Source organism: Grimontia marina (genome assembly GCF_900060185.1).
GTDB classification, from domain to species: Bacteria; Pseudomonadota; Gammaproteobacteria; order Enterobacterales; family Vibrionaceae; genus Enterovibrio; species Enterovibrio marinus.
In genome coordinates, this window is record NZ_FIZY01000021.1 from 1 (window position 1) to 14,661 (window position 14,661).

Here is a 14,661-nt window from a genome sequence, read left to right on the forward strand (position 1 = left end):
ATAACTACATCATCCACAAAAGTAAAAAAACGAAGGCTTGGCTCAAGAAGAACCCAAAGTTCAGGCTGCTGTTCCAGCCCGTTTATTGCCCTTGGGTCAACGTCATAGAACGATTGTGGAATGCTCTCCATGAGACAATTACTCGGAATCACAGGTGTAAACATATGTGGCAATTGCTCAGGAAGGTGAAGCACTTTATGGATAACGTATCGCCGTACCCGGGAGGTTGCCACGGCACGGCGAAAATGTAGCACTATTCGGATCAGTTATTTAGGACATGAACCCGTAGAAGCGGTGTTCAACCAAACTCAGCAATTGTGGCATGAGAAAACCCCGCATCCCGATTGGTACGGGCTCACTTTGCATGCCGTCGATGGCGTGGTTTGGCGAACGCCTGATACGACTGACAATGATAAGGCGTTTAGTCGAACAGGTAATAAAAAAACGACGTCAGACTATCCTCAAGTTCGCATGGTCTGCCACATGGAATTGACGAGCCATCTGCTCAACAGTGCCGCCTTTGACTCCGTCTCGGTCAGTGAGATTGACCTCACTGCTCAGTTTATCGACAAAGCCCAAGACAATAGCCTTACCCTGTTTGACAAAGGCTTCTATGCATTGGGACTTCTCCATCGTTGGCAAAGCCAAGGAGAGGAAAGACACTGGCTAATTCCCCTGCGTAAAGGGGCGCAATATAAGACGTTAAGAAAACTGGGACGTGGTCAGGAGCTGGTTGAGCTCTCCCTGACGGCTCAAGCGAAAAAGAAGTGGGCAGATGCGCCGGATACACTGGAAGCCAGACTCATTACCACCAAGATAAAAGGGAAAGAAGTCAAACTGCTGACTTCCCTGACCGACCCTAAGCGTTATATAGGTGCAGATATCGCAGAGCTCTACAGTCATCGCTGGGAAATCGAATTAGGCTACCGAGAGATGAAGCAGTACATGCTTCAAAATAGCCTGACGCTAAGAAGTAAAACGCCGGCGTTAGTGAAACAGGAGCTTTGGGGAATGCTGCTCGCCTATAACCTGTTGCGTTTTATGATGTGCCAGATGGCGTATTCCTTGAATACGGTGATGCCATACCAAATAGGCTTTAAGCAGGCATCGATATTTTTGGTGAGTCAGTTGCAGATGCTTCCGGCTGTCGCGCCCGGCAGATACCCAGAAGTACTCAGATATATCCTCGATATGGCAGAGAGCTTTGTGCTTCCAGAGAGGCGGGAGAGGACATATCCCAGAGCAGTAAAGAAAAGGCCCAGTCGCTATGCGACTAGGCCTTCTAGAAAGCGTCATTCAGCATAATTCACATTCATTAAGCGATTAACGCTGCCTTTCTTTTTCAGACTGCCTGCGACATTTGACTGATTGTTTCATTCGCATTGTAGAGTGGGCGCATCGCCTTCAATACATCTGAGCGGGAGATAACGCCAACCAGACGATTGTTTTCCAGCACTGGAAGGATATGAGGTTTACTCATTTTCACTTCACGAACGCGGTCTTTAAGCGGTTTATAACTTAAGCTGGTCGCAATGCCCATGTCAGAAACAGGAAACGCTTTTTCTTTGTCGACGACTAAAAATTCAGCGACATCAATCAGGCTTTCGTTGGCGCTAAGAGCCGTTACATCGTCTTTCATCAAGTCACCTACGCATTGATCTGTATCTGGAAGGTAGTCCTCACACCATAGGTTGACCATCACATCGTGCACTGAGAAGAAACCGACTACGTGCAGTTGATTGTCGCAAACCGGCGCACCAGTTAGATGGTTCGAAAGCAGAGCGTCGATAGCTTCAACAGTGCGGTCAGTGGCTTTCAATACAATCGGGCTGGTATTCATCAGATCTTTAACTTTCATTTTGTTCATCATGGCAGAATCCTTACTGGCTTTATTGAGTGTCACTGGCGAGTTGACGGCCAGCATTTCAGGTTGTTGCATTTGCTTTGTATAAATCCCCCAGTTGGCAAGGCCAACCAGCACAGCGCCACCGACAATGTTGCCAAGCGTCACTGGAACAAGGTTATTAACGATAAAATGGGAAACAGTTAAGTCAGCGTAACTTGATGCTGATACACCTAATTGCGTCCAGAAAGCGTCCGGTGAAAAATGAGAAATGACGATACCCAGCGGAACCATAAACATATTGGCGATGCTGTGTTCGAAACCGCTGGACACGAACATGGCGACAGGCAGTATGGTCATCACAGCTTTGACAACAGGATTTGCAGAGCAAAAGGTTAGCCAAATCGCTGTGCAGACAAGAATGTTACAGAGCACACCGAGTGTGAAAGCTTCAAGCCAAGTGTGGTGGAGCTTATGCTGTGCGATATTGAGTGCATTCAGCCCCCATTGACCGCCATCTAATTGGTACAGCCCTGCTGCTGTTACCAGCGCTAACAAAATCATTGCACCGATAAAGTTGCCCAGGTAGACCTTGACCCAAGTACTAAAAAGCTTTCCGATACCTACCTGGTTGTTGGCCCAGGAGATACTGGAGAGAACAGTGCTGGTGAAGAGCTCTCCTTCAAATATGACGATTAGGATCAGGCCCATACTGAATGCAAGTCCGCCAATCAGCCTAGTCATCCCCCAGCTTGCACTGTCATTGCCTGTGGTGACTGTGATGTAGAAAAGAAACGCGAGGCCTATAAAGGCGCCAGCCAGTACAGCAAGGCTGATAGTTGCTCCGCTTCTTTTGCTGATTTTTTTCAGTGCATAGCGCTCTGCCTCGGACATCATTTCAGCCGCAGAGAAGCCTTTCACTGAGACGAAGTCGTGATCAGAATACGCAGTTGTCATTTCTTCCCCTCCTGTGTTGTTTCATAGTGTTTTCCTTTTTCTTCGAGTCGGGCGGTGTACCTGACTTCCCTTTCAGACTAAGTGTGATTGAGTGGTCAAGTACAATTGATAATCTTTTGTTTTGTATTCATTTTTATTGATGATTTTTTTAGGGTAAGTACAATAACTCCATAATAATAAATAGGTTTAACGTTCACTGCTTTTCTGGGGAGGGAAGTTATGCGCTATTCACTTAAACAACTGGCAGTTTTCGATGCCGTTGCGGATTGCGGCAGCGTCAGTCAGGCAGCAGATTTACTGGCTTTGACCCAGTCTGCGACCAGTATGTCGCTGTCTCAGCTCGAGAAAATGTTGGGCAGGCCGCTTTTTGAGCGAAAAGGGAAGCGTCTAATCCTGACGCATTGGGGTTCTTGGCTTCGCCCCAAAGCCAAACGGCTATTGAGAGACGCCAAACAGATTGAAATGGGCTTCTATGACCAGCACCTCTTGAGCGGAGAAATTCGCTTGGGAGCGAGTCAAACCCCTGCAGAGCACTTGGTTCCAGACCTTATCAGTAATATTGATAATGACTTTCCAGAAATTCGAATTTCCTTAGGCGTTCACAGTACCAGTTCTATTATTCAGGGGGTCCTGAATTACCGATATGATCTTGGGATAATTGAAGGGCGGGTCGATGATAATCGGCTGCATCAAGAACCTTGGTGTACTGATCATCTAACGATTGTGGCAGCTGCTCATCATCCCTTTGCCAAGCGCGAACGCGTGAGTATAGCGCAGTTAGAGCAGGCGCAGTGGATTTTGCGTGAACATGGTTCGGGTACAAGGATGGCTTTTGAGAGCGCCATTTCGGGTCATATTGCCGATCTTGATGTGTGGCGTGAATACGAGCATATCCCGGTCATACGCAGCCTTGTCGCCAACGGACAGTACGTGACTTGCCTGCCGTATCTCGATGTAGAGAGATACATTGAAGATGGGAAATTGGTAGCGCTGAACGTGCCAGAGTTGGATATCTCCCGTTCACTTTCTTTTGTGTGGCGGGCTGATATGGCAGAAAACCCGGTTGTGGATTGTTTCAAAAGGGAAGGCATTCGCATGATGAAGCGACACCCTATGGTGATGTAATCAATTCTGTTGATATAAAAAAGCGCGCAGTAAAAATACAGCGCGCTTTGTAATTTCATCGGGAACTAGGCACTAACTTTAGTGACATCGATGTAAAGCTTCAGTTTTTGTCCTGGCTGTATATACGCGTTCTTTTTCAGCGAGTTCCATTTCACCAAGTCCGACACCGATACCTTGTAGCGCGCAGCAATACCACTCAGGGAATCGCCTTCACGGATTTGGTAGAAGATAGTACGGATACGTGCGCCTTCATCGGCTTTTTTCCAAATCACCAAGTCCTGGCCAATGCGCAGCGGATCTTTAGGAGCCAAGCCATTCCACCGCGCCAGCGAGGTGTGTGATACACCATGCTTGCGTGCGATAGTCCAGAAACTATCACCTTTTTGAACGGTATGGGTGAGTTTGATATCACCACGTTTCTTACTGGTTAGCTTGGCTAGACGCTGTGGAGCACTCAGCGTGTACTGACCTTCATCTTTTAGAGACACAGGAATCAGTAGGTGCTCGCCAACGCGGATATTGGTACCTTTTAAACTATTGGTACGTTGTATCACTTTTACTGTTGTATTGTGACGTTTTGCAATCAGGCCCAGAGAGTCCCCGCTTTTCACTTTGTAGCGAGTAACTTTGATGCCCTGATTGTTGTTTTCATCCAGATTATTATTAAAACGTGCTACGTTTTCTTTTGGCAGTAGTAGATGATTTGCACCGTCTGGCGCTGTTGCCCAATGGTTGTATGCAGGGTTTAGGCTCTGAAGCTCTGACAATGACAAGCCAGCGTAATTGGCAGCCAAAGCCAGATCCATTTGTACACCTGGTTCAACTTGTTCTACCACAGGCTTGTTAGCGATGACAGGCAGTTTCAAACCATAACGCTCTTTGTTTTTCACCACATCTGCGACGGCAATCAACTTAGGCACATAGCCGCTGGTTTCCTTTGGCAAAGAGAGATGCCAGAAGTCAGTTGGCAAACCCTTGGCCTTGTTCTTTTTGATCGCCCTGAATACGCGACCTTCACCGGTGTTATAAGCAGCAAGCGCATGCAGCCAGTCACCATCAAATTTATTGTGTAGGTACTCCAACAAATCCAATGCAGCATCTGTTGATGCAATCACATCTCGACGGCCGTCATACCACCAGTTTTGCTCAAGGCCAAAACGGCGGCCTGTGTCCGGCACAAACTGCCAAAGGCCTGCTGCGCGACCATGAGAGTATGCAAATTGATCAAATGAGCTTTCTACAACAGGCAGAAGCGCGATTTCAAGAGGAATACCGCGCTCTTCTACTTTTTCAGTAATGAGGTAAAGGAAAGGTTCAGCGCGTTCAGCTACGGTTTTTAGATGCTGCGGATGCTTTAGGTACCAGTTGCGATAATAGTTAACACGCTTATTTTCCGGTACAGGCATCTCTAGCTGCATGGCAATTCGTTCCCAGACATCATCCTGCGTTTGTGGCGTGATGACAGGCTCTCGCTCCCCGACCTTTTCAGTTTCGACTGCCGTCTGAGCGACGTCAGTGTTTACGAGGGCTTCTTCCTGTTGCTCTGGCGTGTTAGTCGTGGTTGCGACATCACTCTGGCCGGTAATTTGGCATCCTGCGAGGAACATCGATCCAACTAGCACATAACGGAACTTCATTAATCTCTGACCTTTCAAAAAATGGCCGCTGATGATACTCGGCCGGAACTCCTGCTTACAAGTGACTTGTGTCAAAATTCATCTTTCCAGCGTCGGAGCGCCGCAAAAGTTTCGGTATCCGTAGAGTCAGTCGCACCTTGACTCACTGCGGCTTTAACACTGTCCATGTGGGCGCGGAGGAAGGGGTTAATACACTTCTCCCGCCCAATCGAACTCGGCAACGTGGGGACGTTTTCCTCCCGAAGTGCCTTAGCTTCAACAACATATTCGTTAAGCGCAGTATTGTTCGGTTCAACCGCGAGAGCAAATTTCAGATTTGAAAGCGTGTATTCATGCGCACAAAAGACCAGTGTGTTGTCCGGTAAAGACGCTAGATGTGTCAGAGATTGATGCATTTGTTGTGCAGTGCCTTCAAATAACCTGCCACAGCCTGCAGAAAATAGCGTATCCCCGCAAAACAGTATTCCCTCAGCATAATAGGCAATATGATCCAATGTGTGCCCTGGAACTTGGAAAGCTGTAAAGTCAGTGTTGAATAGTGTGAAGCTATCGCCATGCCTGAGTGGATGATTGACCATGGGGAAGCGCTCTGTCTCTGGTCCATAAACAGTGAGCTCCGGAAAGTGCTCGAGCAGTGTGTGGATACCGCCGATGTGGTCATTGTGGTGGTGAGTAACCAGCACTCCATCAAGTATCAGCCCTTCATTTCTCAGGGTTTCTAGCACAGGAATAGCATCGCCTGGATCGACGACAACGCAATGATTGTCATCATTTTTTAGCAGCCAGATGTAATTATCAGTGAATGCGGGTATGCTTGTTACAGATAGCATTGAATCTCTCCAGCTATAACTCAAAAACACTATGAAACCAGCACGCAGCCAACGTCCACTGGAATACCCATATACTTGGGACCAATTCGCACATGGCGAATGGGCTTGCACGCACGTACAAACGCGGCTGGATGAGTGGTTACCCAGACTGTTTGGTTATCACATGCTGAAGCTTGGTGGCCTGAGTTGCGAGATGGCGACAGGGCATTGTAACATTCAGCATCAGGTCTGTATTGATAAGCTCAATCCACTGAGAAACATGGAGGCTGAGAGCTACGACCTGCCTTTCCTCGATAAAGCCTTCGACGTTTGTATTCTGGCCAATCAGCTTGATTACACCGATGACCCTCACCGGTTGTTGCGCGAAATTGACCGTGTCATGATAGACGATGGTTACCTGATCCTCTCAGGAGTAAATCCCAGTAGTTTGATGGGGATCGGTCGATTAATTCCTTGGCGTAAGAATCAACTGCCTTGGAGTGGACGGATGTTTACGCCATTAAGGGTGAGGGACTGGTTAGGAGTGCTGAATTACGAAATCGTGGAGATGTCTTGTTTCGGGATGATTCCGGCGACGCGTCACCGTACATGTGGCGTATGGTTTGAGAATGCCTGCTCAGGACTGTTACCAGCAATTGGCTCGCTCTATTTTTTTGTTGCCCGCAAGCGAACCTATCCCCTTAGGCCAATCAAACCGAAATGGAAGCTCAAAAAGTCGCTATCGCCGGTGAGTGTGAATTACCGCACCGGCGGTTGAGATATTTACTCGGAAGGGATGTAACCTTCATCTGGCCCTGTCGGGTTTTCTGCCGCTGTTCTTGCTAATTCATCACAGCGTTCGTTTTCCGGGTGCCCTGCATGACCTTTCACCCATTGCCAGTCAACTGTGTGGCGTTGGGTTTCGGTATCAAGACGCTTCCATAAATCAGCATTTTTTACCGGCTTCTTGTCTGCTGTTTTCCAGCCGCGCTTCTTCCAGTTATGTATCCACTGAGTGATGCCTTGACGCACATATTGACTGTCTGTCGTCAGTGTTACGCTGCAGGATTCTTTCAGGCTTGCCAGACCAATAATGGCAGCCAGCAGTTCCATGCGGTTGTTGGTGGTGAGATTGAAGCCCTCGCTCATCTCTTTTTCATGCTGTTTATAGCGCATGACCACGCCATAACCACCTGGTCCTGGATTACCCAGACAAGAACCGTCCGTGAAAATTTCTACCTGCTTGACCATATTTGTTAGTATCTGAGGAAATTAATCGCCAAGTCTGACACAAGTGCCGCTATGAAAGCCAGTTACGACAGAATTATCGTTCTCGATACCGAAACCACGGGTATGAACCGTGAAGGTGGTCCGCATTATGAAGGACACCGCATCATTGAGATCGGTGCAGTGGAAATCATCAACCGCAAGCTGACCGGTCGCCATTTCCATGTGTACATCAAACCTGATCGCGACATCGATCCGGAAGCGATCTCCGTACACGGTATTACTGATGAGTTTTTGCATGATAAGCCGGAATACGGTGACATTCACGCTGAGTTTATCGAGTTCATTAAAGGCGCGGAGCTTGTTGCCCATAACGCGTCCTTCGATACCGGCTTCATGGACTATGAATTCCATATGCTGGATCCGTCGATTGGCAAAACCGACGACTTCTGCAAGGTGACTGATACGCTTGCCATGGCGAAGAAAATCTTCCCGGGCAAACGAAACAACCTTGACATTCTCTGTGAACGCTACGGCATAGATAACTCGCACCGCACCCTTCACGGCGCTTTGCTCGATGCCGAGATTCTGGCTGACGTTTACCTGTTAATGACAGGTGGCCAGACGACGCTCAAGTTCAGTGGTAGTGATTCAAACGAAGAAGGCGGTGGTGGTGAAGCCATCCGACGTGTCGAGGCGGGTACGAAAAAGCTAAAGATTATCAGCGCCTCTGCCGATGAACTAAGTGAACATGAAAAACAGCTGGATATCATCGAAAAGAATGGCAGCTGTTTGTGGAGGCAACAGGAGAGTGTATGAAAACAAGGTGGGCTGGATTGCTGCTCACTCTGCTGATGGCGTTCAATGTCGCAGCGGAGCAGACATCGGATCGTGATATACGGTTGCTTAATAACCGCTTTCGTATCGATTCCACCATCACTCAGGTTGCTTTTGTTATCTATCGCCAAAATCCAAGTCGTCCGGTTGTGCTTGTGCAGCCGGATGGTTCCAAGCTTTACGAGTTTCGCCATCCCGATAATGTCTCCTGGCACAAAGAGCCGGATATGGACATTATCTCGATTCAAAACCCGATGCCAGGTCCTTGGCAGGCCATTGGTAAGGTGACTCCCGAAAACAAAATTCGCATTCTTTCTGAGCTCAGTATGAAGGTGGATACCTTCCCTGATCGGCTATACCAAGGTGAAACCCTTAAGTTTACCGCCCGTTTGATGCAAGGCGATGTACCTTTGAACCTGAGGGATTTTCTTGATCGGGTTGAGCTGACCGTCACCTTCACTGAATTTCTGGTAAGTGTGGATGATATTCCCGTCGATCAACGACCACAGGCTATGTCGCTTGGACGCTTCAAAGATGATGGGGCAGGATTGGATGAATACGCAGGTGATGGTGTATTTACCGTTGAATTGCCTATCAACGTCCACCCTGGCAAGTATCGTGCGCGGGTCACCTCTGGTAATGGCGTGTTTTTCCGAACCTTAGAGCAGGAAGTGTTGGTGTATCCGACTCCTTTGATGGCAACCTTCAAACAAAGCCGCAAAAAAGCCTTACCGCACCACTTGCTGGTAGAGTCGGACACGGCAAGTATTGAACCTGGTTCAATCGCTGCGCATTCCGAATTTATTGACCCTAATGGTAAGCCATCTGTCTATCAAGGTGTTGCTGAGGGAGACTATACGGCACTGACAGTAGATATTGATAACTTCGAAGAGCCGGGTCGCCACAAGTGGCATGCTTGGCTCTATGGAACGGACAAGCTCTCTGGTCGTCCACTGATGTTCCAATTGCCTGAGCAGACTTTTGCGGTAGCGGATTACGAAGCTATCGAGCAAGCGAAACGTGAGCGTGAAGAACGAGAGGCTGAGCGCCAACGTATTGAAGATGAGCGCATTGCGGCCGAGAAGCGCGAAGCAGACAGAAAGACGGCGATGACTACGATCATCGGTGGCAATATTTTGTTGCTTATTCTGGCTGTTGGCGGCTGGTTTGTAGTACGCATCATCAAGCGTAAGAAGTTGGCAGCAGAGACGGAAGAAGAGTTGGAAGCGCCTCCACCGGAAGAGCCGGATAAAGCGGCTTAACGGGAATTCACGTAAAAAGAAAAGGAGAAGCCAGACTTCTCCTTTTGTCGTTATTGGGGTGTTATTAAGCGGCGTGCACCACTTTATCCAACGTTTTGCTTGCTGCAGCTAACTCTGTAGGGTCAAAGTCATCAACATTGATGGTTTCGAGACGTCCTTCCTCCGCAATGCGCAGGGTTTCCGCTTCTTTTTCTGAGATGGCACCTTCTCGAAGACCCATTTCAGCCACTTTATCTAGGAACATGAATGGCAGTTTCTGACCAGTCGAATCGCACACTTTCTGGTAGATAGGCTCTGCTGCAAGAATATCCAGTAAGGCTTTCTCAATCTTACCTACCGCATTGTGTTCAGACGCTTCCAGGAATTGACCACGGCCAATGCGACTTCGGGTTTCCCCAGGTGTTTGCAAAATCGCAGCGACTTTGCCATCCAGTATATCGCTTGGTTTGGTGCGGCGGGTGCCAAATGGGAACAGCAGAACACGCAACGGAGTTGCTACCCAGCGGGCAGGGAAGTTTGCCAGGAAATCATCCAGCGCTTCCTCCGCCTGATATAAGGCGTCTTGCATGCCCCAGTGAACCAGAGGTAAATCGGATTTCTGGTAACCTTCATCCGAATAACGCTTCATGGTTGCCGAAGCGAGATACAGTTGGCTCAATACATCACCCAGACGCGCAGAAAGACGTTCTTTGCGTTTCAGGTTGCCGCCCAGCACTGCCATTGAAATATCAGACAACAAAGCCAGATTAGACGCTAAGCGGTTCATTTGTTGGTAGTAACGTGCCGTTTCGTCTTTGCGAGGCACACTGGAAGTGCGGCCATCAGTCAGACCCAGCCAGACAGAGCGAACCAGATTGCTGATCACAAAGCCAACATGGCCAAACAATGCCTGGTCAAAACCAGCCAAAGCTTCACGCTCGTCTTCTTTGTAGGCAGCATTCATTTCTTCCAGAACGAATGGATGGCAGCGGATAGCGCCCTGACCGAAGATGATCATCGAACGGGTAAGAATGTTCGCACCTTCTACGGTGATGGCAATAGGGGCACTTTGATAGCCACGGGCCAAGAAGTTTTTCGAGCCCATACAGATACCCTTACCACCAACCACGTCCATAGCGTCAATCACACTACGCTGGCCTCGGTGGGTACAGTGGTATTTTACAATGGCAGAAATCACCGACGGTTTCTCGCCCAAGTCGATACCAGCCACAGTCAGTGCACTTGCAGCATCCATGACATAAGCATTACCACCGATGCGCGCCAAAGGCTCTTCAATGCCTTCCATTTTACCAATAGGCAGTTTGAACTGACGGCGGATACGTGCATATGCGCCAGTTGCCAGCGCAGCAGTTTTGACACCGCCCGTAGAGTTTGAAGGTAGCGTAATGCCGCGGCCAACCGACAGACATTCAACCAGCATACGCCAACCCTGACCTGCCATTTCCGGACCGCCAATGATGAAATCCAGTGGAACGAAGATGTCCTCTCCGCGGGTAGGGCCATTTTGGAAAGGCAGGTTCAATGGGAAATGACGGCGACCAATGTCGACGCCTTCAATATCAGTAGGGATTAGCGCACAGGTGATACCCATATCTTCCTGATCGCCTAGCAGGCTTTCTGGATCTTTCAGTTTAAATGCAAGACCGAGCACTGTTGCCACCGGTGCCAGCGTGATATAGCGCTTGTTCCAGGTGATTGACATACCCAGTACTTCTTTGCCTTGCCAAATGCCTTTAGTGACCACACCTTCATCCGGGATAGAACCTGCATCAGAGCCTGCTTCAGGGCTAGTCAGTGCGAAACATGGAATTTCAAGACCGCTTGCCAGACGTGGCAGGTAGTAATCTTTTTGATCTGTGGTGCCATAGTGCTGCAACAATTCACCTGGCCCCAGGCTATTCGGTACGCCGACAGTTGACGAGAGCACACCAGACACACCGGTCAGTTTTTGCAGAACCAGTGATTGCGCATAAGCAGAAAATTCCAGACCACCATATTCCTTTTTAATGATCATGGCGAAGAACTTATTGTCCTTGAGGTATTGCCAGACTTCTGGTGGTAGATCCGCCAGTTCATGGGTGACTTGGTAGTCATTGACCATACGGCACACTTCATTGACTGGGCCGTCCAAAAAAGCACGTTCTTCTGCACTGAGGCGCGGCGCTGGGATATCATGCAATTTGTTCCAATCCGGTGCGCCGCGGAAAAGATCAGCTTCCCACCAGACCGTACCTGCGTCGATCGCTTCTTTTTCGGTCTGGGACATTTCCGGCATCACGCCTTTAAACATCTTCAGTGCAGGTTTACTCAGCCAAGATTCACGGAATGAGCGAACGTTCAAAGGAATGGCAATCGCAATGAACACCAGCCAGCTGATTTGGCCAACAATGCCCATCACGGAGCCAACAATTAACATTACCGCGGCAGCGGCGGTGAAGAGTTTCAAGCCGGCGCGGTGATACGCGAGTATTGCTAATAGGGCAAGAAACGTTATTAGGTATAGGGTTGTTGCCATTTTCGGTTCTCCTTATCCTTCAACCCAATCTTGTAATGGTAAGAGGTCATACCACTTAATTGTAAGCAGGTTTTTAAGAGAATGTAAAACAGTGACCGGTAAAAATGTGCGCACAACTTCACAGAGAATTTGAATGAAACAGTGTTCATTTTTCAGTCGATTGTTTTTGCAGGGTAATCATAAGGTGAGGCAGATTATCGACAGCTTCATCTTTTTGCGGGTACACTGCTCCTATTATTTTTGGGCGCTTGCCCTGTTACTAAATCCTCCTGATCGTCATAAGTGGTGCGGTTGGGAATGGACGACTCAACAAAAAATAGAGAATTGCCCATGTACCAAGATCTTATTCGTTCAGAGCTCAATGAAGCGGCTCAGGTGCTTAACGCTTTTCTAAGTGACGAGAAAAACATTGCAGACATTGAAGCCGCAGCAAAACTGCTGGCAGACTCGTTTAAAGCCGGTGGTAAAGTGCTGTCTTGCGGCAATGGTGGTTCGCACTGTGATGCGATGCACTTTGCTGAAGAGCTGACCGGTCGTTACCGTGAAAACCGCCCAGGCTATCCCGCAATTGCAATTTCTGACCCAAGCCACCTTTCTTGTGTGTCGAACGACTTTGGCTACGAGTACGTTTTCTCTCGCTATGTTCAGGCGGTGGGCGTAAAAGGTGATGTGCTGTTTGGTCTATCGACCTCTGGCAATTCTGGTAACGTGTTGAAAGCAATCGATGCAGCAAAAGAGAAAGGCATGAAAAGCATCATGCTAACCGGTAAAGACGGTGGCAAGATGGCAGGTCTGGCGGACATCGAAATTCGTGTTCCACACTTTGGTTATGCGGATCGCATCCAGGAAGTGCATATCAAGATTATTCACATTCTGATCCAGCTTGTTGAAAAAGAAATGGAAAAATAAGGATAACGTAAAGGAATGTGTGAACTGCTTGGCATGAGTGCCAATGTACCAACGGACATTTGTTTTAGCTTTACTGGCTTAATCCAGCGTGGGGGCAATACTGGGCCTCACCGTGATGGCTGGGGTATCGTCTTTTATGAAGGCAAAGGGTTTAGAACTTTTAAAGACCCGAACCCAAGCTGCGACTCTAAAATTGCTGAGCTTGTTCAGAGTTATCCGATCAAAAGCTGCGCCGTGATCAGTCATATTCGTCAGGCTAATCGCGGTGAAGTGAGTCTTGTGAATACCCATCCGTTTACCCGTGAGAACTGGGGACGGTACTGGACCTATGCCCACAATGGGCAATTGTCAGACTATGAAAATTTACCGACAGGACACTTTAAACCTGTGGGTGAAACAGATAGTGAAAAAGCCTTCTGCTATTTGCTGCACGAAATTGAAAAGCATTACCCAGACAAGCCGGACGATATGACGGAAGTGTTCCGCTTTATCGCCAGCCGCTGCGACAAGCTTCGTGAACTGGGCGTGTTTAACATGCTGTTCAGTGATGGTGACTATGTGATGGCGTATTGCACCAATAATCTTCACTGGATTACCCGTCGTGCACCATTTGGCAAGGCTAGCCTCATAGATGAAGAAGTGACGGTCGACTTCCATGAAGAAACCACACCGAACGACGTGGTGACAGTCATTGCAACTCAGCCTCTGACGAACAACGAGACATGGCACAAGATGCAGCCGGGTGAGTATTGTGTGTTCCATTTGGGTGAGGTGATTACCTGTAACCGCGCCGAGATTGCAGCGAAGTCAGTGGAGGAAGCAAACGAATCTGGCTCGTAACGCTGACTTTCAGACAATGAAAAAACGCGCCACGATGGCGCGTTTTTGTATCTGGTAAAAGGAATTAGTCGGCAGCGTAGCCAGACAGCCCCAGCACTTCACCATCCATGACGGCGTTCTCATCTGCCATGTTAAGTCTGCCCTGACAGAACCATTCCACCACTAATGGGTAGATACGGTGCTCTTGCTCCTGAACACGGGCGAAGACACTGTCTGCGTCGTCATCTTCAAAAATTGGCACTCTAGCCTGAAGGATGACGGGGCCACCGTCGAGTTCTTCCGTCACGAAATGTACAGAAGTGCCATGCTCATCATCTCCTGCGTCAATCGCACGCTGGTGGGTGTTGAGGCCAGTGTATTTCGGCAATAGGGAAGGATGAATGTTCAGCATTTTGCCCTGATAGTGACGGACAAACTCTGGCGTCAGGATACGCATGAAACCCGCCAACACAATCAGATCAGGCGAGTATTCATCGATGGTAGCCATGAGCTGACTGTCATATTGGCTTCGGTCTGAAATCCCTTTGCTGGCAACCACAATCGCTTCAATCCCGGCGCCTTTTGCACGGGTGAGGCCGTATGCGTCTTCTTTGTTTGCAATGACAGCCGAAATTTCAATACCGTTATTGCCATGGCAGCGATCGATGATCGCCTGAAGATTTGAGCCGTTTCCAGAAACCAGAACAACCAGCTTTTTCAT

Annotated in this window: 13 protein-coding genes and 1 pseudogene; 8 read left to right on the forward strand and 6 right to left on the reverse strand. The window is 48.6% G+C overall.

What is annotated here, in order from left to right; translation table 11 throughout:
* Window positions 1-251, forward strand: a 251-nt coding sequence (locus GMA8713_RS12125) for a transposase (RefSeq protein ID WP_198159496.1), incomplete at its 5' end; no start/stop codon positions are given.
* A 19-nt stretch (window positions 252-270) separates the two neighbouring features.
* Window positions 271-1,305 (forward strand): annotated as a pseudogene (locus GMA8713_RS12130) (IS4 family transposase); the annotation flags it as partial.
* Window positions 1,306-1,342: 37 nt separating this feature from the next.
* On the opposite strand, the gene focA reads toward GMA8713_RS12130, so the two are convergent.
* Window positions 1,343-2,800, reverse strand: coding sequence for a formate transporter FocA (gene focA / locus GMA8713_RS12135; RefSeq protein ID WP_062709932.1), 1,458 nt, complete (start codon window positions 2,798-2,800; stop codon window positions 1,343-1,345).
* A gap of 219 nt (window positions 2,801-3,019) precedes the next feature.
* Between focA and GMA8713_RS12140 the strand changes: the two genes are divergently transcribed.
* Window positions 3,020-3,925, forward strand: coding sequence for a LysR family transcriptional regulator (locus tag GMA8713_RS12140; protein ID WP_062709935.1), 906 nt, complete (start codon window positions 3,020-3,022; stop codon window positions 3,923-3,925).
* Between the two features lie 65 nt (window positions 3,926-3,990).
* Here GMA8713_RS12140 and GMA8713_RS12145 read toward each other — a convergent pair whose 3' ends face one another.
* Window positions 3,991-5,562: a LysM peptidoglycan-binding domain-containing protein gene (locus tag GMA8713_RS12145; protein WP_198159497.1), complete on the reverse strand. Its 1,572-nt coding sequence runs from the start codon at window positions 5,560-5,562 to the stop codon at window positions 3,991-3,993.
* 71 nt (window positions 5,563-5,633) lie between these two features.
* Window positions 5,634-6,392: a hydroxyacylglutathione hydrolase gene (gene gloB, locus GMA8713_RS12150; protein WP_062709938.1), complete on the reverse strand. Its 759-nt coding sequence runs from the start codon at window positions 6,390-6,392 to the stop codon at window positions 5,634-5,636.
* Window positions 6,393-6,423: 31 nt separating this feature from the next.
* Here gloB and GMA8713_RS12155 point away from each other — a divergent pair, with 31 nt between their 5' ends.
* The gene (locus GMA8713_RS12155; protein WP_062709942.1) at window positions 6,424-7,149 is read left to right on the forward strand and encodes a methyltransferase domain-containing protein; all 726 of its coding nucleotides are present in this window, start codon (window positions 6,424-6,426) and stop codon (window positions 7,147-7,149) included.
* Between the two features lie 5 nt (window positions 7,150-7,154).
* On the opposite strand, the gene rnhA is transcribed toward GMA8713_RS12155, so the two are convergent.
* Window positions 7,155-7,622 carry a ribonuclease HI gene (rnhA, locus tag GMA8713_RS12160; protein WP_062709945.1) on the reverse strand — a complete coding sequence of 156 codons (468 nt, stop codon included), beginning with the start codon at window positions 7,620-7,622 and terminating at the stop codon, window positions 7,155-7,157.
* Between the two features lie 51 nt (window positions 7,623-7,673).
* On the opposite strand from rnhA, the gene dnaQ reads away from it, so the two are divergent.
* Entirely contained in the window at window positions 7,674-8,417 is a 744-nt protein-coding gene (dnaQ, locus tag GMA8713_RS12165) for a DNA polymerase III subunit epsilon (RefSeq protein WP_062709947.1), read from the forward strand.
* Window positions 8,414-9,697 carry a TIGR03503 family protein gene (locus GMA8713_RS12170; RefSeq protein ID WP_062709950.1) on the forward strand — a complete coding sequence of 428 codons (1,284 nt, stop codon included), beginning with the start codon at window positions 8,414-8,416 and terminating at the stop codon, window positions 9,695-9,697. Before dnaQ ends, GMA8713_RS12170 begins: the two co-directional genes overlap by 4 nt.
* A gap of 64 nt (window positions 9,698-9,761) precedes the next feature.
* On the opposite strand, the gene fadE is transcribed toward GMA8713_RS12170, so the two are convergent.
* A complete protein-coding gene (fadE, locus tag GMA8713_RS12175) occupies window positions 9,762-12,212 on the reverse strand; it encodes an acyl-CoA dehydrogenase FadE (protein WP_062709953.1) in 2,451 nt (816 codons plus the stop codon).
* A gap of 330 nt (window positions 12,213-12,542) precedes the next feature.
* Between fadE and lpcA the strand changes: the two genes are divergently transcribed.
* Both lpcA and GMA8713_RS12185 read left to right on the forward strand, forming a co-directional pair.
* Window positions 12,543-13,121 (forward strand): D-sedoheptulose 7-phosphate isomerase, encoded by a 579-nt coding sequence (gene lpcA, locus GMA8713_RS12180; RefSeq protein ID WP_062709956.1) that lies wholly within the window; start codon window positions 12,543-12,545, stop codon window positions 13,119-13,121.
* A 15-nt stretch (window positions 13,122-13,136) separates the two neighbouring features.
* The gene (locus GMA8713_RS12185; protein ID WP_062709959.1) at window positions 13,137-13,961 is read left to right on the forward strand and encodes a class II glutamine amidotransferase; all 825 of its coding nucleotides are present in this window, start codon (window positions 13,137-13,139) and stop codon (window positions 13,959-13,961) included.
* A 64-nt stretch (window positions 13,962-14,025) separates the two neighbouring features.
* Here GMA8713_RS12185 and purN read toward each other — a convergent pair whose 3' ends face one another.
* Complete coding sequence (gene purN, locus GMA8713_RS12190) at window positions 14,026-14,661, reverse strand: phosphoribosylglycinamide formyltransferase (protein WP_062709962.1); 636 nt, start codon at window positions 14,659-14,661, stop codon at window positions 14,026-14,028.

What these genes read in the sequence shown, in the direction of transcription:
- focA (WP_062709932.1), bottom strand. Translation starts at nt 2,800, where the DNA reads ATGACAACTGCGTATTCTGATCACGACTTCGTCTCAGTGAAAGGCTTC.
- GMA8713_RS12140 (WP_062709935.1), top strand. Translation starts at nt 3,020, where the DNA reads ATGCGCTATTCACTTAAACAACTGGCAGTTTTCGATGCCGTTGCGGAT.
- GMA8713_RS12185 (WP_062709959.1), top strand. Translation starts at nt 13,137, where the DNA reads ATGTGTGAACTGCTTGGCATGAGTGCCAATGTACCAACGGACATTTGT.
- GMA8713_RS12145 (WP_198159497.1), bottom strand. Translation starts at nt 5,562, where the DNA reads ATGAAGTTCCGTTATGTGCTAGTTGGATCGATGTTCCTCGCAGGATGC.
- GMA8713_RS12170 (WP_062709950.1), top strand. Translation starts at nt 8,414, where the DNA reads ATGAAAACAAGGTGGGCTGGATTGCTGCTCACTCTGCTGATGGCGTTC.
- fadE (WP_062709953.1), bottom strand. Translation starts at nt 12,212, where the DNA reads ATGGCAACAACCCTATACCTAATAACGTTTCTTGCCCTATTAGCAATA.
- gloB (WP_062709938.1), bottom strand. Translation starts at nt 6,392, where the DNA reads ATGCTATCTGTAACAAGCATACCCGCATTCACTGATAATTACATCTGG.
- rnhA (WP_062709945.1), bottom strand. Translation starts at nt 7,622, where the DNA reads ATGGTCAAGCAGGTAGAAATTTTCACGGACGGTTCTTGTCTGGGTAAT.
- GMA8713_RS12155 (WP_062709942.1), top strand. Translation starts at nt 6,424, where the DNA reads ATGAAACCAGCACGCAGCCAACGTCCACTGGAATACCCATATACTTGG.
- lpcA (WP_062709956.1), top strand. Translation starts at nt 12,543, where the DNA reads ATGTACCAAGATCTTATTCGTTCAGAGCTCAATGAAGCGGCTCAGGTG.
- purN (WP_062709962.1), bottom strand. Translation starts at nt 14,661, where the DNA reads ATGAAAAAGCTGGTTGTTCTGGTTTCTGGAAACGGCTCAAATCTTCAG.
- dnaQ (WP_062709947.1), top strand. Translation starts at nt 7,674, where the DNA reads ATGAAAGCCAGTTACGACAGAATTATCGTTCTCGATACCGAAACCACG.